General features: G+C 71.7%; 21 protein-coding genes and 1 tRNA gene. 19 read left to right on the plus strand and 3 right to left on the minus strand.

Features of this window, described 5'->3' with window-relative positions; genetic code table 11:
- Positions 1–27 precede the first annotated feature (27 nt).
- Positions 28–495, plus strand: coding sequence for an Lrp/AsnC family transcriptional regulator (locus tag CCR87_RS04015; RefSeq protein WP_201156285.1), 468 nt, complete (start codon positions 28–30; stop codon positions 493–495).
- Positions 496–537: 42 nt separating this feature from the next.
- Here CCR87_RS04015 and CCR87_RS04020 read toward each other — a convergent pair.
- A tRNA-Thr gene (locus CCR87_RS04020) sits at positions 538–613 on the minus strand.
- A gap of 118 nt (positions 614–731) precedes the next feature.
- Positions 732–986 carry a DUF2312 domain-containing protein gene (locus CCR87_RS04025; RefSeq protein WP_201156286.1) on the minus strand — a complete coding sequence of 85 codons (255 nt, stop codon included), beginning with the start codon at positions 984–986 and terminating at the stop codon, positions 732–734.
- Between the two features lie 193 nt (positions 987–1,179).
- Here CCR87_RS04025 and CCR87_RS04030 point away from each other — a divergent pair, with 193 nt between their 5' ends.
- Complete coding sequence (locus CCR87_RS04030; protein ID WP_201156287.1) at positions 1,180–1,395, plus strand: hypothetical protein; 216 nt, start codon at positions 1,180–1,182, stop codon at positions 1,393–1,395.
- 62 nt (positions 1,396–1,457) lie between these two features.
- On the opposite strand, the gene CCR87_RS04035 is transcribed toward CCR87_RS04030, so the two are convergent.
- Positions 1,458–1,751, minus strand: a complete 294-nt coding sequence (locus CCR87_RS04035; protein WP_207186545.1) for a hypothetical protein — start codon at positions 1,749–1,751, stop codon at positions 1,458–1,460.
- 363 nt (positions 1,752–2,114) lie between these two features.
- Between CCR87_RS04035 and CCR87_RS04040 the strand changes: the two genes are divergently transcribed.
- The 17 genes from CCR87_RS04040 (at position 2,115) to CCR87_RS04120 (ending at position 16,011) form a co-directional block, all read left to right on the plus strand.
- Positions 2,115–2,543 carry a YeeE/YedE thiosulfate transporter family protein gene (locus CCR87_RS04040; RefSeq protein WP_201156303.1) on the plus strand — a complete coding sequence of 143 codons (429 nt, stop codon included), beginning with the start codon at positions 2,115–2,117 and terminating at the stop codon, positions 2,541–2,543.
- Between the two features lies 1 nt (position 2,544).
- Positions 2,545–2,979 carry a DUF6691 family protein gene (locus CCR87_RS04045; RefSeq protein WP_207186547.1) on the plus strand — a complete coding sequence of 145 codons (435 nt, stop codon included), beginning with the start codon at positions 2,545–2,547 and terminating at the stop codon, positions 2,977–2,979.
- A 28-nt stretch (positions 2,980–3,007) separates the two neighbouring features.
- Complete coding sequence (locus tag CCR87_RS04050) at positions 3,008–3,439, plus strand: protein tyrosine phosphatase family protein (RefSeq protein WP_201156289.1); 432 nt, start codon at positions 3,008–3,010, stop codon at positions 3,437–3,439.
- 142 nt (positions 3,440–3,581) lie between these two features.
- A complete protein-coding gene (locus tag CCR87_RS04055; protein WP_201156290.1) occupies positions 3,582–4,565 on the plus strand; it encodes an ABC transporter permease in 984 nt (327 codons plus the stop codon).
- Between the two features lie 15 nt (positions 4,566–4,580).
- Positions 4,581–5,522: an ABC transporter permease gene (locus CCR87_RS04060; RefSeq protein ID WP_201156291.1), complete on the plus strand. Its 942-nt coding sequence runs from the start codon at positions 4,581–4,583 to the stop codon at positions 5,520–5,522.
- Complete coding sequence (locus tag CCR87_RS04065; protein ID WP_201156292.1) at positions 5,522–6,508, plus strand: ABC transporter ATP-binding protein; 987 nt, start codon at positions 5,522–5,524, stop codon at positions 6,506–6,508. The genes CCR87_RS04060 and CCR87_RS04065 overlap by 1 nt, the downstream gene beginning before the upstream one ends.
- Positions 6,501–7,490, plus strand: coding sequence for an ABC transporter ATP-binding protein (locus CCR87_RS04070; protein WP_201156293.1), 990 nt, complete (start codon positions 6,501–6,503; stop codon positions 7,488–7,490). The genes CCR87_RS04065 and CCR87_RS04070 overlap by 8 nt, the downstream gene beginning before the upstream one ends.
- A 101-nt stretch (positions 7,491–7,591) precedes the next feature.
- Complete coding sequence (gene ribB, locus CCR87_RS04075) at positions 7,592–8,740, plus strand: 3,4-dihydroxy-2-butanone-4-phosphate synthase (RefSeq protein ID WP_201156294.1); 1,149 nt, start codon at positions 7,592–7,594, stop codon at positions 8,738–8,740.
- Between the two features lie 12 nt (positions 8,741–8,752).
- On the plus strand, positions 8,753–9,304 hold the full coding sequence (locus CCR87_RS04080; RefSeq protein WP_201156295.1) for a 6,7-dimethyl-8-ribityllumazine synthase: 552 nt from the start codon (positions 8,753–8,755) through the stop codon (positions 9,302–9,304).
- Positions 9,301–9,810 carry a transcription antitermination factor NusB gene (nusB, locus tag CCR87_RS04085; RefSeq protein ID WP_201156296.1) on the plus strand — a complete coding sequence of 170 codons (510 nt, stop codon included), beginning with the start codon at positions 9,301–9,303 and terminating at the stop codon, positions 9,808–9,810. The genes CCR87_RS04080 and nusB overlap by 4 nt, the downstream gene beginning before the upstream one ends.
- 95 nt (positions 9,811–9,905) lie before the next feature.
- Positions 9,906–10,226 (plus strand): hypothetical protein, encoded by a 321-nt coding sequence (locus CCR87_RS04090; RefSeq protein ID WP_201156297.1) that lies wholly within the window; start codon positions 9,906–9,908, stop codon positions 10,224–10,226.
- Between the two features lie 84 nt (positions 10,227–10,310).
- On the plus strand, positions 10,311–12,794 hold the full coding sequence (locus tag CCR87_RS04095; protein WP_207186548.1) for a heavy metal translocating P-type ATPase: 2,484 nt from the start codon (positions 10,311–10,313) through the stop codon (positions 12,792–12,794).
- Entirely contained in the window at positions 12,791–13,228 is a 438-nt protein-coding gene (gene cueR, locus CCR87_RS04100) for a Cu(I)-responsive transcriptional regulator (protein ID WP_201156298.1), read from the plus strand. The genes CCR87_RS04095 and cueR overlap by 4 nt, the downstream gene beginning before the upstream one ends.
- A gap of 33 nt (positions 13,229–13,261) precedes the next feature.
- Complete coding sequence (locus CCR87_RS04105) at positions 13,262–13,726, plus strand: RidA family protein (RefSeq protein WP_201156299.1); 465 nt, start codon at positions 13,262–13,264, stop codon at positions 13,724–13,726.
- Positions 13,723–14,475 (plus strand): glycerophosphodiester phosphodiesterase family protein, encoded by a 753-nt coding sequence (locus CCR87_RS04110; protein WP_201156300.1) that lies wholly within the window; start codon positions 13,723–13,725, stop codon positions 14,473–14,475. The genes CCR87_RS04105 and CCR87_RS04110 overlap by 4 nt, the downstream gene beginning before the upstream one ends.
- 55 nt (positions 14,476–14,530) lie before the next feature.
- Positions 14,531–15,721 carry a GNAT family N-acetyltransferase gene (locus tag CCR87_RS04115; protein ID WP_201156301.1) on the plus strand — a complete coding sequence of 397 codons (1,191 nt, stop codon included), beginning with the start codon at positions 14,531–14,533 and terminating at the stop codon, positions 15,719–15,721.
- A complete protein-coding gene (locus CCR87_RS04120) occupies positions 15,718–16,011 on the plus strand; it encodes a 4a-hydroxytetrahydrobiopterin dehydratase (protein WP_201156302.1) in 294 nt (97 codons plus the stop codon). The genes CCR87_RS04115 and CCR87_RS04120 overlap by 4 nt, the downstream gene beginning before the upstream one ends.
- The last annotated feature ends 47 nt before the right edge of the window (positions 16,012–16,058 follow it).

The following is a 16,058-nucleotide window of genomic DNA, read 5'->3' on the forward strand; positions in this document are numbered from 1 at the left end:
CGCCACCCCCAGTCCGGAATCCCCCCGATGTCCGAGCCCGTTCGCCTCGACACCCTCGACCGCAGGATCCTTGCGGAGCTGCAACGCGATTCGGGCCAGTCGCTGGAGGAGATCGCGCGCATCGTCGGCTCGTCCAAGACGCCGGTGTGGAACCGGATCCGCCGGATGCGGGCGGCGGGTGTGATCCTGGGCCAGACGGTGATCCTGGATCCGGTGGCGCTGGGGTTCGATGCGTGCTTCTTCGTCCTGGTGCGCACCTCCGAGCACGAGCCCGAGTGGCAGCGCCGCTTCCTCGGCGCCGTGCGCGCCCGCCCCGAGGTGCTGGAGGCCCACCGCCTGGCCGGCGAGATCGACTACATCCTCAAGGTCCGCGTCCCCAACGCCCGCGCCTATGACGCCTTCTACCAGGCGCTGATCGCCGAGGTGAAGGTCCACAACGTCACCGCGCTGCTGTCGATGGAAGAGATCAAGTCGACCACCGCCCTGCCGGTCTGAGGCCGGCCGCCGCCGCAGCCACGCGGATCGACGCAGGAGGCGTGGTGCCGGTTGAGGGACTCGAACCCCCGACCTTCGGTTTACAAAACCGCTGCTCTACCAGCTGAGCTAAACCGGCGTGGCGCCGTCCATAGCGGCGCGGGGGGCGGGTGGTCAACTGTCCGCGCGCGGGTCTGCGCGCGGGTGCGCACGCGGGACCGGGCGCGGGGCCGGGCGCGGGATCCTGTGCGGCCGCCTCAGGACATGCCGAGGGCGGCCTTGTACATCTCCAGGATCGCTTCCTCCTCGGCGATGTCGTCGGGCTTGCGCTTGCGCAGGGCGATGATCTTGCGCATCACCTTGGTGTCGTAGCCGCGCGCCTTGGCCTCGGACAACACCTCCTTCTGCTGGTCGGCGATGTCCTTCTTCTGCTCCTCCAGCGCCTCGAACTGCTCGACGAACTGCCGCAGCTCGGCGGCGGTGATGTCATAGGCGGCGGTGGGGTCGCTCATGGGTGTCTCCGGATCTGGACTGGGGCGGGATGGGGCCGGGCCACGGTGGGCCGGACCACGGTGGGCCGGGCCATCCTGCTAGCGACCGGCCCGCCGGGGATCAAGGCCGATCGGGCGCGCGGGCCTTGTCGCCGGACCGGCCGTCGTCTAGGCGAACCCCTCGGATGCGGACACAAGGACAGGGGGGCGCGGGATGGCGGCGTTGGTCTGGGGCGGTGCGGCGGTCACGCTGGCGGGGCTGGCGGGCATCGTGTGGTGCATCATCTCGGCGGTGCGCGCGCGCCGCGCGGGTCTGGACGACGCGGCCCTGCGCGCGCGCATGCACCGGGTGGTGGTGGTCAATTTCGCGGCATTGCTGGTCTCGGCGCTGGGTCTGGCGATTGTCGTCGCGGGGCTGTTCCTGGCCTGACGACCCGGTCTGCCGGGACGTCCGCAGGGGGTGGTCGCGCGCCCCGGCGCTGCCATGTTGGCTCAGTGCCGCGTGGCCGCCACCAGCACCGGCGGCGCGCTGCGTCCCAGCAGGCCCTTCAGGTCGAACGGCATCAACCGGCACGCCCCGTCGCAATCGCACCGACCGAAGATCGACCCCTGCGGGCAGTCCTCGCGCGCGATCGCGCAGGCGTCCTGCGGGCGCGCACCCTGCACGCCGCGCGCAGGGCGGCGTGGTGCCGTTTCGGACTGCTCGCCGTTCAGCCGACGCGCGATGCGCCGCGCCACGGCCGGGTCACACAGCAGCGATTCGATGCGGCGCCGGAACGCACCCATCGACCCTGGGTCCCGCTGCACCGTCTCGAGCCATCCTGTCATCGCGGCGGATTTCCGGGGTTGGACCGATCCCATGAACCTCTCCCTCGCGCCCGACGGGCGCCTCTGATCTGGTGTGCGCCGCCCGGCAGGGGCGGGCGCTGGCATCGCGTCGCCGTCGGTGCGGCGGCACTTCTGCGCCGGCCCGGCGGTGTGCGCGATGGCGTCCGGTGCGGCGGTGACGGAAACGCTATCCGCTCCGGGCGGGCCGTCTCCTTGACCTGCATCAAGCTTTGCCGGGGTGGCGACACATTCACACCTTGAGATTTTTGATGTCCTTGTTACCTGTCTTTCCGACACATCCCGGTATGGAGCGGACCAATGATCGAGGCGGAGTGGATCTGGGGATTTGCGGGCGGTCTGCTGATCGGCTGCGCGGCGGCGATGTTCCTGCTGGTGAACGGCCGGATCATGGGGGCCAGCGGCATCCTCGGCGGGCTGATCGACCGCTCGGGCTGGGGCTCCGCGGCCGAGAGGGGGGCCTTTGTCGCGGGCCTCGTGCTGGTGCCGGGGGTGATGGCGTATGCCTTCGTGCCGGGGGTGTCGACGCACATCACCTCGAATCTGGGCGTGATCGTGGCGGCGGGGCTGCTGGTGGGGATCGGCACGCGGCTGGCGAACGGCTGCACCTCGGGGCACGGGGTGTGCGGGATCGCGCGGCTGTCGCTGCGCGGGATCGTGGCGACGGTGATCTATCTGCTGGCGGGCGGGGTCGCGGTGGTCCTGTTCCGGCATCTTCTGGGGGTGATCTGACATGGTGCGCGCGATCTATGCCTTCGTGGCTGGCAGTCTGTTCGGAGTGGGGTTGCTGGTCTCGGGGATGACCGACACCACCAGGGTCCAGGGCTGGCTGGATGTGTTCGGCGCCTGGGACCCGACGCTGGCCTTCGTGCTGGGGGGGGCGATCCTGCCGATGGCGGTGGCGTGGCGGGTGGCCGCGCGGCGCCGCGCGCCGGCGCTGGGCGGCGCGTTCCCGCCCGCGCCCGAGCCGAAGCTGGGCCACAACCTGGTGCTGGGCTCGGTGCTGTTCGGGGCGGGCTGGGGGCTGGCGGGGCTGTGCCCGGGCCCGGCGATGGCCTCGCTGACGTGGGGCGGAACGGGGGGGCTGGTCTTTCTTGCGGCGATGGCTGCGGGTATGCTGGTGACGCCGGGGTTGCGCAGCCGCATCGACCGGCTTGCCGCCGCCTGAGAAACCCGCCCGGGAACAGGGAGCTCCCATGGATATTCGCCCGTTGTCCGACAGCTATGCCGTCAGCCCGCAGATCGCCCCCGAGGACGTGCCCGCCATCGCCGCGGCGGGCTACACCACGGTGATCTGCAACCGCCCCGATGCCGAGAACCCGCCCGACCTGGCCGCCGACCGCCTGCGGGCGGCCGTCGAGGCGGCGGGGATGACCTTTCTCGACAATCCGTTTGACGCCATGACCCTGTCGCGTCCGCATGTGGACGCGCAGGCGGCGGCGATGGCGGGGGCGGCGGGTCCGGTGCTGGCCTACTGCGCCTCGGGCAACCGCTCGTCGGTGGTGTGGGCGCTGGCGCAGGCCGGACGGCAGCCGGCGGATGCGCTGATCGGCGCGGGCGCGCGCCACGGCTACCGGCTGGAGGGGTTGCGCCCCCAGATCGAGGCGCTGGCGGCCGAGCGCGGCTGATCCGCGTGCCCACCTTGCGGGCGGGCGCTGCATTTTATGGCGCTGCGTCCCGCGCGGCGGGATTGTTCTCGGGCGCATCCTCCACTAAGCCCACTCCAGAGGAAGCCGTGGCACGGGCCACGGCCGCAACCCGGCCCGAACCATGACCGCCTTCATCCTGCGCCGCCTTGTGCAATCGGTTCTCGTCATGCTTGTCGTGGCGCTGATTTCGTTTGCGCTGTTCCGGTTCGTGGGCGACCCCGTGGCCAGCCTGATGGGGCAGGAGGCCACGGCCGCCGATCGCGATGCGCTGCGCGCGCGCCTCGGCCTCGACCAGCCGTTCTGGATGCAGTTCATCGACTACATCGGGCGGGTGCTGCGGGGGGATTTCGGCATCTCCTACCGCCTTCAGCAGCCGGTGGCCGAGCTGATCCTCCAGCGTCTTCCGGCCACCCTGGAGCTGGCGCTGGTGTCGGGGATCGCGGCCTTCGTGCTGGGCGTGGCGCTAGGCGTGTACACGGCGCTGAACCGGCGGGGCTGGCTGTCGAACGCGATCATGACGGTCTCGCTGATCGGGGTGTCGCTGCCGACCTTCCTGATCGGTGTGCTGCTGATCTGGGTGTTCGCGGTGGAATTGCAGTGGCTGCCGTCGTTCGGCCGCGGCGAGGTGGTGCAGATCGGCGGCTGGCGCACGGGCTTCCTGACGGAATCGGGGCGCGTGGCGCTGATCCTGCCGGCGATCACGCTGGGACTTTACCAGCTGACCCTCATCATGCGCCTCGTGCGGGCCGAGATGCTGGAGGTGCTGCGCACCGACTACATCAAGTTCGCCCGCGCGCGGGGCCTGTCGAACCGCGCCATCCACTTCGGCCACGCGCTGAAGAACACGCTGGTGCCGGTCATCACCATCACCGGCCTGCAGCTTGGCTCCATCATCGCGTTCGCCATCATCACCGAGACGGTGTTCCAGTGGCCCGGCGTGGGGGCGTTCTTCATCAACGCGGTGCGCTTTGTCGATGTGCCGGTGATGGCGGCCTATCTGATGCTGATCGCGCTGATCTTCGTGGTGATCAACCTGATCGTCGATCTGCTTTACTACGTCGTGGACCCGCGCCTGCGGGTGGACCGCGGCGCCGCGCGGCACTGAAACCCCGGAGCCGAGATGAGCGACTTCACCCCCGAAGACCGTCCCAACGCGCTGCGGCGTGCCTGGGACAGTGACCTCGCCTACAGCTTCCGCACCTCGCCGGTGGCGCTGGTGTCGGGGGTGGTGGCGACGCTGATCATCCTGGGCGCGGTGCTGGCGCCGCTGATCGCGCCGCACAACCCGTTCGACCCCGCCACGCTGAACCTGATGGACGGCTTCACCCCGCCGATGGAGCCGAACGCCTTCACCGGCAACGTCTATTGGCTGGGCACCGACAACCAGGGCCGCGACGTGTTCTCCACCATCCTCTATGGCGCGCGCACCTCGTTGTTCGTGGGCTTCGCGGCGGTGCTGTTCGCGATGACGCTCGGGATCACGCTGGGGCTGATCGCGGGGTTCCGGGGCGGCTGGCTGGACGGGCTGCTGATGCGGGTGGCCGATGTGCAGCTGACCTTCCCGTCGATCCTGCTGGCGCTGCTGATTTTCGGGGTCGCGCGCGGCTTCATCCCGGCCGCCTACCGCGAGGCGATGGCGATCTGGGTGCTGATCGTGGCGATCGGGCTGTCGGACTGGGTGCAGTACGCCCGCGTCGTGCGTGGCGCCACGATGGTGGAAAAGAACAAGGAATACGTCCAGGCCGCCCGCGTCATCGGCGCCCATCCGGTCAAGATCCTCGTGCGCCACATCCTGCCCAACGTGATGGGGCCGGTCCTCGTGATCGCCACCATCGGCCTTGCGCTCGCGATCATCGCCGAGGCGACGCTGTCGTTCCTCGGTGTCGGCCTGCCGCCCACGCAGCCCTCGCTCGGCACGCTCATCCGCATCGGGCAGGGGTTCCTGTTCTCGGGCGAGTGGTGGATCCTGGCGTTCCCCTCGGCAGCCCTTCTGGCGCTGGCGCTGTCGGTCAACCTGCTGGGTGACTGGCTGCGTGACGCGCTGAACCCAAGGCTCCGCTGATGTCCGAACCGCTCCTGTCCGTCCGCGACCTGGTCGTGGAATTCCCCACCCGCCGGGGCACGCTGCGCGCGCTGGACCGCGTGTCCTTCGACATCGCCGAGGGGGAGGTGCTGGGCATGGTCGGCGAATCCGGCGCCGGGAAATCCATCACCGGCTCCGCCATCATCGGCCTGATCGACCGCCCCGGCCGGATCGCGGGCGGCGAGATCCGCCTGCGCGGCGAGCGTATCGACAACATCCCCGAGGACCGGATGCGCAGCATCCGCGGCCGCCGCATCGGCATGGTGTTCCAGGACCCGCTGACCTCGCTCAACCCGCTCTATACCGTGGCCGAGCAGCTGATCGAGACGATCCGCACCCACCTGGGCCTGTCCGAGCGCGAGGCGCGCGAGCGCGCGGTCGCCCTGCTGGACCAGGTCGGCATCCCGGCCGCGCGCCGCCGCATCGACGACTATCCCCACCATTTCTCCGGGGGCATGCGCCAGCGGGTGGTCATCGCGCTGGCACTCGCCGCCGAGCCCGAGCTGGTGATCGCGGACGAACCCACCACCGCGCTCGACGTCAGCGTGCAGGCGCAGATCATCGACGTGCTGCGCGACATCTGCGCCGATCGCGGCGCGGCGGTGATGCTGATCACCCACGACATGGGCGTGATCGCGGAAACCGCCGACCGGGTGGCGGTGCTCTATGCCGGACGGGTCGCGGAAATCGGCCCCGTGCGCGACGTGATCCAGGCGGCCGAGCATCCCTATACCGCGGGCCTCATGGGCTCCATCCCGACGCTGACCCAGACCGCCGAGCGTCTGACGCAGATCCCCGGTGCGATGCCCCGGCTGGACGCGATCCCGCAGGGCTGCGCCTTCAACCCGCGCTGCCCGCAGGTGATGCCCCGCTGCCGGACCGAGCGGCCCGATCTGCTGGCGCGGGGGCAGGGGCGCCAGGTCGCCTGCTGGCTGCATGCGCGCGAGGGGGTGGGCGATGTCTGACGCACTGGTCCGCATCGAGGGGCTGTCGCGCACCTTCGATGTGTCGAAACCCTGGCTCAACCGCGTGATCGAGCGCGAGCCCAAGGCGTTCCTCACCGCCGTCGCCGATGTCAGCTTCGAGATCCGGCGCGGAGAGACCTTCGCGCTCGTGGGCGAAAGCGGCTCGGGCAAATCCACCATCGCCAAGATGATCGTGGGCCTTCTGGCGCCGTCCGGGGGGCGCATCGTGTTCGACGGCCAGCCGATGACCGGCACCGACGGCGCGGCCATGCGCAAGCTGCGCAAGCGCTTCCAGATGATCTTCCAGGACCCGTTCGCCAGCCTCAACCCGCGCTGGCGGGTGGGTGAGATCATCGCGGAGCCGATCCGCACCTTCGGCCTCGCCTCCGGCGCCGAGGTGCGGCGCGAGGTCGCGCGCCTGCTGGAGGTGGTGGGCCTCGGCGCCCGCGACGCGGCCAAATTCCCGCATGAATTCTCCGGCGGACAGCGCCAGCGCATCGCCATCGCCCGCGCGCTGTCCTCGCGCCCCGAGTTCATCGTGTGCGACGAGCCGACCTCGGCGCTCGATGTCTCGGTGCAGGCGCAGATCCTCAACCTGATGCGCGATCTTCAGGACGAATTCGGCCTGACCTATCTGTTCATCAGCCATGACCTGTCGGTGGTGCGCCACATGGCCGGCCGCATCGGCGTGCTGTATCTCGGCCGCCTGGCCGAGGTGGCCGAGGCCAAGCGCCTGTTCACCGACCCGCGCCACCCCTACAGCCGGATGCTGCTGGATGCGGTGCCCGACCTCGCCATGACCGGGCGGCGCCGCAAGCAGGTGGAGGGCGAGATCCCCAACCCCATCGACCCGCCGTCGGGCTGTGCCTTCCATCCGCGCTGCCCGCTGGTGGCCGACCGCTGCCGGCGCGAGGTGCCGCGCGCGGTGCCCTCGGGCGACGGCATGACCGCGTGTTTCGCCGTGGAGGAGGGGCGCGGCTGAACCGCGCGCCCGACCCGCGCGCCCGGCCACGCGCTCCGGCGCCTCTTTCCCCCGCCGCGCCGATGACCTATGTGCCCGGCAACAGCCCGGAGGCCCCAGCCATGACCAGCCCCGCCCACAGCCCCGCCCCCGGTTCCGGCGGCGAGGGATACGCCGACGCCATCTCCACCATCGAGGAGATCATCGACGACGCCCGCAACGGCCGCATGTTCATCCTCGTCGACCACGAGGACCGCGAGAACGAGGGCGACCTCGTGATCCCCGCGCAGATGGCCACCCCGGAGGCCGTGAACTTCATGGCCACCCACGGCCGCGGCCTGATCTGCCTGGCACTTCCGGGCGCGCGCATCGACGCGCTGGGCCTGCAACTGATGAGCCCCAAGAATTCCTCGCGCCACGAGACCGCCTTCACCATGTCGATCGAGGCGCGCGAGGGGGTGACCACCGGCATCTCGGCCCATGATCGTGCGCGCACCATCGCGGTCGCCACCGACCCCACCAAGGGCGGCGCCGACATCGCCACCCCGGGCCATGTGTTCCCCCTGCGCGCCCGCGACGGCGGCGTGCTGGTGCGCGCCGGCCACACCGAGGCCGCGGTGGACGTGGCGCGTCTGGCGGGCCTCAACCCCTCGGGCGTGATCTGCGAGATCATGAACGACGACGGCACCATGGCGCGGCTGCCCGACCTCGTGTCCTTTGCGCAGCGGCACGGGCTGAAGATCGGCACCATCGCCGACCTGATCGCCTATCGCCGCCGCCACGACAATCTGGTGGTGGAGCGCGCCGCGCGCCCCGTCACCTCGGCCCACGGCGGCGACTGGCTGATGCGCGTCTTCGCCGACGAGACCCAGGGCGCCGAGCATATCGTCCTGACCAAGGGCGACCTGACGACGCCCGACCCGGTGCTGGTGCGGATGCATGCGCTTGATCCGCTGTCGGACCTGCTGGGCATCGACCCGGGCCACGCGGGCGACCTGCAGGGCGCGATGGAGGTCATCGCGGCCGAGGGGCGCGGCGTGGTCGTCCTGCTGCGCGACCTCGACATGCGGCTGGCGACCGGGGCCGAGGCCACGCCCGGCACCCTGCGCCAGTACGGCCTTGGCGCGCAGATCCTTTCGGCGCTGGGCCTTGGCGACATCGTGCTGGTCACCAACTCCGGCGTGCCCCGCGTCGTGGGGCTGGAGGCGTACGGCCTGACGATCACCGGCACCCGTCCGATTCCCCGCGCCCACCCCAATCCCCGCGCCTGAAGGATCACGCCCATGGCCGCGACCGAACCCCACGCCTCCCTTCCGCTGCCCGACTTCACCGCGCCGGTGAAGCTGCTGTTCGTGGTGGCGCCCTACTACCGCGACATCGCGGACAACCTGATCGCGGGCGCCGCGACTGTGGCACAGTCCGCCGGGGCCACCCATGACATCGTGGAGGTCCCCGGCGCGCTGGAGATCCCCACCGCCGTGCGGCTGGCGCAGCTGCGCGCCAACTACGACGGCTTCGTGGCGCTGGGCTGCGTGATCCGGGGCGAGACGACGCATTACGACACCGTGTGCAACGACAGCTCCCGCGGGCTGATGCTGCTGGGCCTCGATGGCGCGCTGATCGGCAACGGCATCCTGACGGTGGAAAACCGCGACCAGGCCGAGGTCCGCGCCGACCCCGGCCGCATGGACAAGGGGGGCGGCGCCGCGGCCGCAGCGCTGCACCTGATCGCACTCGCGCGCCGCTGGGCCGCGCCGCGCGGCGGGGTGGGCTTCCGCACCGGCCCCGCGGGGGCCGAATTCCGCATCGCAGGCGACGGGGGCCACCGCGCATGACCCAGCCGCAGCACCCCCCCCGTTCCGACGCCCGCCGCGACGCCAGGCGCGCCGCCCGCGCGGCCGCCCGCCTGCACGCCGTCCAGGCGCTGTTCCAGATGGAAGCCGCCGCCCAGGGCGCCGACGCCGTCATCGCCGAGTTCGAGGCCCACCGCATCGGCATCGACTACAGCTCCGAACACTCCGCCGAACGGCTGGCCGAGGCCGACATCGACCTGTTTCGCCGCCTGATCGGCGATGCGGTGGACAATCAGGCCCGCATCGACCAGCTTACCGACCGCGCGCTGGTGGCGAAATGGCCCATCGCCCGCATCGACCCCACCCTGCGCGCCCTGTTCCGCGCCGCGGGCGCCGAGCTGACCGGCGGCGCCACGCCCCCCCGCGTGACCATCACCGAATTCGTGGAGATCGCCCGCGCCTTCTTCCCCGAGGGCCGCGAGCCCGCCTTCGTCAACGGCGTCCTCGACCACATGGCCCGCGAGGTGCACCCCTCGGCCTTCGACTGATCCGGGCGGGGCGGGCATACCGTCGCGCCCCGATATGCTGCATTTGCGATCTCCTGATTCCGGGCTACACTCCGTTTCAGCCCAAAGGAGATCCCATGCCCCAGCTTGTCCGTATGTACATCCGACACTGCCTGATCGGCTTTGCCATCGCCGGCGTCTTCGTCGCGGGGCTGGTGGGGCTCAACGTGGCAAACCTCCAGCACCTGCTGCTCTCCAGCTCGGGGGGGCTTCTGGGCCTGTTCCTGCTGTTCTTCTTCAACGGCTTGCTGTTCGCCTCGGTGCAGTTCGCCATTGCCGTGATGAACATGGCCGAAACGCCCGACCGCGGCGGCAACGCGCCCCAGCGGGTGCCGATGGCCGACGCCTTCGGCGCGCAGCCGGTGCCGATTCCGGTGCGCGTGTCCGACCACCGCTGATCGGCGGTTTTCTCGTCCCGCGCCCTTGACCCTCCAGTGGCTGGAAGGATTAGCTGTCCTTCCAGACCACAGGAGGGCATCGCCTTGGCGACCACGATCCGTCTGGACCTCGAAAACCTGTCCTGCGCGGGATGCGCACGGCGCGCCGATGGCGCGCTGGCAGCCGTTGCGGGCGTCACATCCGCCACCACCAACTTCGCCACCCGCAGCGCCGAGGTCACCGGCACCGCCACCACCGCCGATCTGACGGCGGCGCTGCGCACGGCGGGGTATCCCGCGCGCATGGCCCGCACCGACCTGACGGTGGCGGGGATGAGCTGCGCAAGCTGCACCTCCAAGGTGGAGCGCGCGCTGATGGCGCTGCCGGGCGTGACGGCGGCGCGCGCCAACCTCGCCACCGGGACGGTCATGGTCGATCACCTCGCGGGGCAATCCGCCGACGCCCTGCGCGACGCGGTGGGGCAGGCAGGCTACACCGCCACGCTGCGTGACGCCGACGCCCCCACCGATCCCGCCGCGTCCGAGACCACCCGCACCGCCCGCCGCGCGGCGCTGGCCGCCGCCCTGACCCTGCCGGTGTTCGTGCTGGAGATGGGCGGCCACCTGATCCCGGCCTTTCACCATTGGGTCCACACCACCATCGGCCACCCGCAGGCCTGGTGGCTGCAGTTCGTGCTGACCACGCTGGTTCTGGCGGGGCCGGGGCGGGGGTTCTTCGCCCAGGGCATCCCGCGCCTGCTGCGCGGCGGGCCGGACATGAACTCCCTCGTGGCGCTGGGGACGGGGGCGGCCTGGGCCTACTCCACGCTCGTGCTCGTGGCCCCCGCGCTGATCCCGGAAGCCGCCCGCGCGGTCTATTTCGAGGCCGCCGCCGTCATCGTCACCCTCGTCCTTCTGGGCCGCTGGATGGAGGCGCGCGCGCGCGGCCGCACCGGCGCCGCGATCCGCGCGCTTGCGGGCCTGCAACCCCGCACCGCCCGGGTGGAGCGGGACGGCACCGCCACCGAGGTCCCGCTGGAGCAGATCCGCCCCGGCGACATCCTCCACCTCCGCCCCGGCGAGCGTGTGGCCGTCGACGGCGAGGTCACCTCCGGCACCAGCCACATCGACGAGAGCATGATCTCCGGCGAGCCGATGCCGGTGGAAAAGACCGAAGGCGCCGAGGTCATCGGCGGCACCGTCAACACCACCGGCGCGCTGCGCTTCCGCGCCACCCGCGTGGGCGGCGACACCATGCTGGCCTCGATCATCCGCACGATGGAGGCCGCGCAGGCCGGCCGCCTGCCGATCGAGGCGCTGGTGGACCGGGTGGTCGCCGTCTTCGTGCCGGTGGTGATGGCGGTGGCCGCGCTGACGGTGGCGGTGTGGCTGGCGCTCGGCCCCGATCCCGCGCTGACCTTCGCGCTGGTGGCCGGCGTGTCGGTGCTGATCATCGCGTGCCCCTGCGCGATGGGGCTGGCGACGCCGACCTCGATCCTCGTGGGGACCGGCCGCGCGGCCGAAATGGGCGTGCTGTTCCGCCGGGGCGAGGCGCTGCAGGCGCTGGCCGAGGTCGACCTCGTGGCCTTCGACAAGACCGGCACCCTGACCGAAGGGCGCCCCGAGCTGGCCTCCCTCCACCCGGCCGAGGGGTTCGAGGAGGCCGAAGTCCTGCGCCTCGCCGCCGCCGCCGAGGGGGGCTCCGAACACCCCATCGCCCGCGCCGTCCTGCGCGCGGCCGAGGCCCGCGACCTGCCGGTCCCGCAGGCCGACGCGTTCGAGGCCCGCCCCGGCTTCGGCCTGTCCGCCACCGTCGACGGCCGCCACGTCCTGATCGGCGCCGCGCGCCTGATGACGGCCGAGGGGATCGACACCTCGCCCCTTTCCGCCACCGCCGACACCGCCGCCGGGCGCGGCGAAACCCCGCTGTTCGTGGCCATCGACGGACGCCTCGCGGCGCTGCTGACGGTGGCCGACCCGATCAAGCCGTCCGCGCGCGAGACCATCGCCCGGCTGCACGCCATGGGGGTGCGCACCGCGCTCATCACCGGCGATGCCACCGCCACCGCCCGCTCCGTCGCCGCCGAACTGGGCATCGAGGAGGTCCTGGCCGAGGTCCTGCCCACCGCCAAGGCCGAGGCCGTCACCCGCCTGCGCGGCACCGGGGGCGGGCGCATCGCCTTCGTCGGCGACGGCATCAACGACGCCCCCGCCCTGGCCGAGGCCGACGTCGGCATCGCCATCGGCACCGGCACCGATGTCGCGATCGAGGCGGCGGACGTCGTCCTCGTCTCGGGCGATCCGGCGGGCGTGGTCAACGCGCTGCACGCGGGCCGTGCGACGCTGCGCAACATCCGCCAGAACCTCGCATGGGCGTTCGGCTACAACACGCTGCTGATCCCGGTGGCGGCGGGGGCGCTGTGGCCGGTGGCGGGCGTGATGCTGTCGCCGATGCTGGCCGCCGGGGCGATGTCGCTGTCCTCGGTCTCGGTGCTGGCCAACGCGCTGCGGCTGCGCGGGCTGAAGCCGGTGCTGACCCCGCGCGGCGCCACCCGGCCCGCGCCCACCCCCCGGAGGGCCGCCGCATGAACATCGGAGAGGTCGCCACCCGCGCGGGCCTGCCCGCCAAGACCATCCGCTACTACGAGGAGGTCGGCCTGATCCGCCCGCGCCGCGATCCCAACGGCTACCGCGCGTTCTCCGACGCCGACCTGCACCGGCTGGCGTTCCTGGGGCGCGCCCGCGGCCTGGGCTTCTCCATCGAGGATTGCCGCACGCTGCTGTCGCTCTATGACGACCCCGGGCGGGCGGCGGCGGATGTGCGCCGCATCGCGGCCGTGCATCTGGAACAGATCGACGCGCGCATCGCCGCCCTTCAGGGCATGCGCGCGACGCTGTCGGAACTGGTGTCGTCCTGTGCGGGCGACAACCGGCCTGATTGTCCGATCCTGCGTGATCTGGCGCGCACCGACCCGCCCGACGGTGCGCCATCGCCCCTTTCACCCGCCGCCCGCCCCCGCTAGACCAAGGCAGACAACCCAAGGGGAGCCCACACCATGACCGGAACCATCGACGCCCGACTGAGCGAGCTTGGCCTCAGCCTGCCCGACGCGCCCACGCCGGCGGCGAACTATGTCCCCTTCGTGCGCTCGGGGTCGCTGGTGTTCGTCTCGGGGCAGATCAGCCAGGACGCAAACGGGCTGATCCGTGGCAAGCTCGGTGCCGACACCGACGTGGAGGGTGGCCAGGCGGCCGCGAAAACCTGCGCGCTGTCGCTGATCGCGCAGCTGCGCAAGGCCTGCGACGGGGACCTCGACCGCGTGGTGCGGGTGGTCAAGCTGACGGCCTTCGTCAACTCCACCCCCGATTTCACCGACCAGCCCAAGGTGGTCAACGGCTGCTCGGACCTGCTGGTGGCGGTGTTCGGGGATGCGGGCAAGCACGCGCGTTCGGCGGTGTCGGCGGCCTCGCTGCCGCTGGGCGTCGCGGTGGAGATCGAGGGGATCTTCGAGGTCGCATGACGCCGCTTGCGCCCGGCTTTGCCGCCCGCCCGTTCGCCCATCGCGCCCTGCACGGACCCGGGCGGCCCGAAAACGGCATGGCCGCGATCCGCGCGGCCGTGGCGGGCGGATGGGGGATCGAGATCGACCTGCAGACCAGCGCCGACGGCACGGCGATGGTGTTTCACGACCCCACGCTGGACCGCCTGACTGGTGCCACCGGCCCGGTGCGCGCGCATCCCGCCGCCGATCTGGGGTGCATCCCCCTGACGGGCGGAGACGGCGAGGGCATTCCGACCCTGTCCGAGGTGCTGGCGCAGGTCGCGGGGCGCGTGCCGCTGCTGATCGAGCTGAAGGACCAGACCCCCACCCCCGGCGGCAGCGACGGGGTGCTGGAGGCCGCCACCGCCGCCGCCTTGTCGGGTTATGACGGCCCCGTGGCGGTGATGTCCTTCAATCCCGCCATGATCGCGCGCATGGCCGATCTGGCGCCGGGGGTCGCGCGCGGGCTTGTCACCTTCGCCTGGCCGGACGGGGCGGGGGGCCTCGATGCGGCCACCCGCGACCGGCTGCGCGCCATCGCGGACTTCGACGCGGTGGGGGCGGCGTTCATCTCGCACGATCACCGCGACCTCGACCGCGCCGAAGTCGCCGCGCTGAAGGCGCGCGGCGTGCCGGTGCTGTGCTGGACCATCCGCAGCGCGCCCGAGGCCGCCGCCGCCCTGCGCACCGCCGAGCAGATCACCTTCGAGGGCTACACCCCGGCTTGACCCGCCGCCCGCGCGGGACATCTGTGCCCTATGCCCCCGGAGGGCCGGAGCCGCCATGCCCGACGACACCGCCCACACCGTCGAGATCACCGTCCTGCCGCGCCTGCGCGACATCGCGGCCGCCGACTGGGACGCCTGCGCCTGCCCCGAGGGCGCGGACGGCCGCCCCGTCGATCCCTTCACCACCCACCGCTTCCTGCTGGCGCTGGAGGCGTCGGGCTCGGTCGGCGCGGGGTCGGGCTGGCAGCCGCAGCATCTGGTGGCGCGCGCGGGCGACCGGGTCATCGCCGTGATGCCGCTTTACGCCAAGGGCCACAGCCAGGGCGAATACATCTTCGATCACAACTTCGCCCATGCCTGGGAACGCGCGGGCGGGCGTTATTATCCCAAGCTGCAGGGCGCGGTGCCGTTCACGCCCGCCACCGGGCGCCGCCTGCTGACCCGCCCGGGCTGGGAGGAGACGGGGCGCGCGGCCCTCCTGCAGGGCATGGTGCAGATCGCCGCGAACAACCGCCTGTCCTCGGCCCACATCACCTTCTGCACCGAGGACGAGGCGCGCGCCGGCGCCGAGGTCGGCCTGCTGGCACGCGTCACCCAGCAGTACCACTGGGTCAGCCGGGGATACGCGGATTTCGACGGCTTCCTTGCTGATCTGTCGTCGCGCAAGCGCAAGGCCATCCGCAAGGAACGCGCCCGCGCGCAGGCCTTCGGCGGGACCATCCGGGCGGTGAGCGGTGACGCGCTGCAGCCCCACCACTGGGACGCCTTCTGGGCGTTCTACCAGGACACCGGCGCGCGCAAATGGGGAACGCCGTACCTGACTCGTGCGTTCTTCGAGCGCGCACAGGAGAGCTTGCGCGACGACATGCTGCTGCTGCTGGCCGAGCGCGACGGCCGCCCGGTGGCGGGGGCGCTGAACTTCATCGGGCGCGACACCCTCTATGGCCGCTACTGGGGCTGCACCGAGGATCACCCCTGCCTGCACTTCGAGCTGTGCTACTATCAGGCCATCGACTGGGCGCTGGCCCATGGGCTGAGCCGGGTGGAGGCGGGCGCGCAGGGCGAACACAAGCTCGCGCGCGGGTATCTGCCGACCGAGGTGCACTCGCTGCACTGGTTCTCGGACCCCGGCTTTCGCGACGCGGTGGCGCGCTATCTGGAGGCCGAGCGCGCCGCCATCGACGACGAGATCGAGGTGCTGACCGCCTACGGCCCCTTTCGCAGACCGCAAACGGAGGATCCATGACCGAGAAACTGACCGGAGACGCGCGCGAGGCCGCCCTTGCCCCCCTGCTGGCAGCCGGATGGGCCGAGGTGTCGGAGCGCGACGCCATCAGCCGCACCTATGTGTTCGGCAACTTCATCGAGGCGTTCGGCTTCATGGCGCGGGCGGCCCTGGTGGCCGAGAAGATGGGCCATCACCCCGAATGGTTCAATGTCTACAAGACGGTGGAGGTGACGTTGTCCACCCATGACGCGGGCGGGCTGACGGCGCTGGATACACGGCTGGCGGCGGCGATGGACGCGCTGGCCTGACGGGGTCACAGGGGGCCGGCGCGCGCCCCGCTCGCCGGGCTCCCACC

It is taken from the genome of Rhodobaculum claviforme, assembly GCF_016653255.1.
Classification (GTDB): domain Bacteria; phylum Pseudomonadota; class Alphaproteobacteria; order Rhodobacterales; family Rhodobacteraceae; genus Rhodobaculum; species Rhodobaculum claviforme.

What these genes read in the sequence shown, in the direction of transcription:
- CCR87_RS04015 (WP_201156285.1), top strand. Translation starts at nt 28, where the DNA reads ATGTCCGAGCCCGTTCGCCTCGACACCCTCGACCGCAGGATCCTTGCG.
- CCR87_RS04025 (WP_201156286.1), bottom strand. Translation starts at nt 986, where the DNA reads ATGAGCGACCCCACCGCCGCCTATGACATCACCGCCGCCGAGCTGCGG.
- CCR87_RS04030 (WP_201156287.1), top strand. Translation starts at nt 1,180, where the DNA reads ATGGCGGCGTTGGTCTGGGGCGGTGCGGCGGTCACGCTGGCGGGGCTG.
- CCR87_RS04035 (WP_207186545.1), bottom strand. Translation starts at nt 1,751, where the DNA reads ATGGGTGCGTTCCGGCGCCGCATCGAATCGCTGCTGTGTGACCCGGCC.
- CCR87_RS04045 (WP_207186547.1), top strand. Translation starts at nt 2,545, where the DNA reads ATGGTGCGCGCGATCTATGCCTTCGTGGCTGGCAGTCTGTTCGGAGTG.
- CCR87_RS04050 (WP_201156289.1), top strand. Translation starts at nt 3,008, where the DNA reads ATGGATATTCGCCCGTTGTCCGACAGCTATGCCGTCAGCCCGCAGATC.
- CCR87_RS04055 (WP_201156290.1), top strand. Translation starts at nt 3,582, where the DNA reads ATGACCGCCTTCATCCTGCGCCGCCTTGTGCAATCGGTTCTCGTCATG.
- CCR87_RS04060 (WP_201156291.1), top strand. Translation starts at nt 4,581, where the DNA reads ATGAGCGACTTCACCCCCGAAGACCGTCCCAACGCGCTGCGGCGTGCC.
- CCR87_RS04065 (WP_201156292.1), top strand. Translation starts at nt 5,522, where the DNA reads ATGTCCGAACCGCTCCTGTCCGTCCGCGACCTGGTCGTGGAATTCCCC.
- CCR87_RS04070 (WP_201156293.1), top strand. Translation starts at nt 6,501, where the DNA reads ATGTCTGACGCACTGGTCCGCATCGAGGGGCTGTCGCGCACCTTCGAT.
- ribB (WP_201156294.1), top strand. Translation starts at nt 7,592, where the DNA reads ATGACCAGCCCCGCCCACAGCCCCGCCCCCGGTTCCGGCGGCGAGGGA.
- CCR87_RS04080 (WP_201156295.1), top strand. Translation starts at nt 8,753, where the DNA reads ATGGCCGCGACCGAACCCCACGCCTCCCTTCCGCTGCCCGACTTCACC.
- nusB (WP_201156296.1), top strand. Translation starts at nt 9,301, where the DNA reads ATGACCCAGCCGCAGCACCCCCCCCGTTCCGACGCCCGCCGCGACGCC.
- CCR87_RS04090 (WP_201156297.1), top strand. Translation starts at nt 9,906, where the DNA reads ATGCCCCAGCTTGTCCGTATGTACATCCGACACTGCCTGATCGGCTTT.
- cueR (WP_201156298.1), top strand. Translation starts at nt 12,791, where the DNA reads ATGAACATCGGAGAGGTCGCCACCCGCGCGGGCCTGCCCGCCAAGACC.
- CCR87_RS04105 (WP_201156299.1), top strand. Translation starts at nt 13,262, where the DNA reads ATGACCGGAACCATCGACGCCCGACTGAGCGAGCTTGGCCTCAGCCTG.
- CCR87_RS04110 (WP_201156300.1), top strand. Translation starts at nt 13,723, where the DNA reads ATGACGCCGCTTGCGCCCGGCTTTGCCGCCCGCCCGTTCGCCCATCGC.
- CCR87_RS04115 (WP_201156301.1), top strand. Translation starts at nt 14,531, where the DNA reads ATGCCCGACGACACCGCCCACACCGTCGAGATCACCGTCCTGCCGCGC.
- CCR87_RS04120 (WP_201156302.1), top strand. Translation starts at nt 15,718, where the DNA reads ATGACCGAGAAACTGACCGGAGACGCGCGCGAGGCCGCCCTTGCCCCC.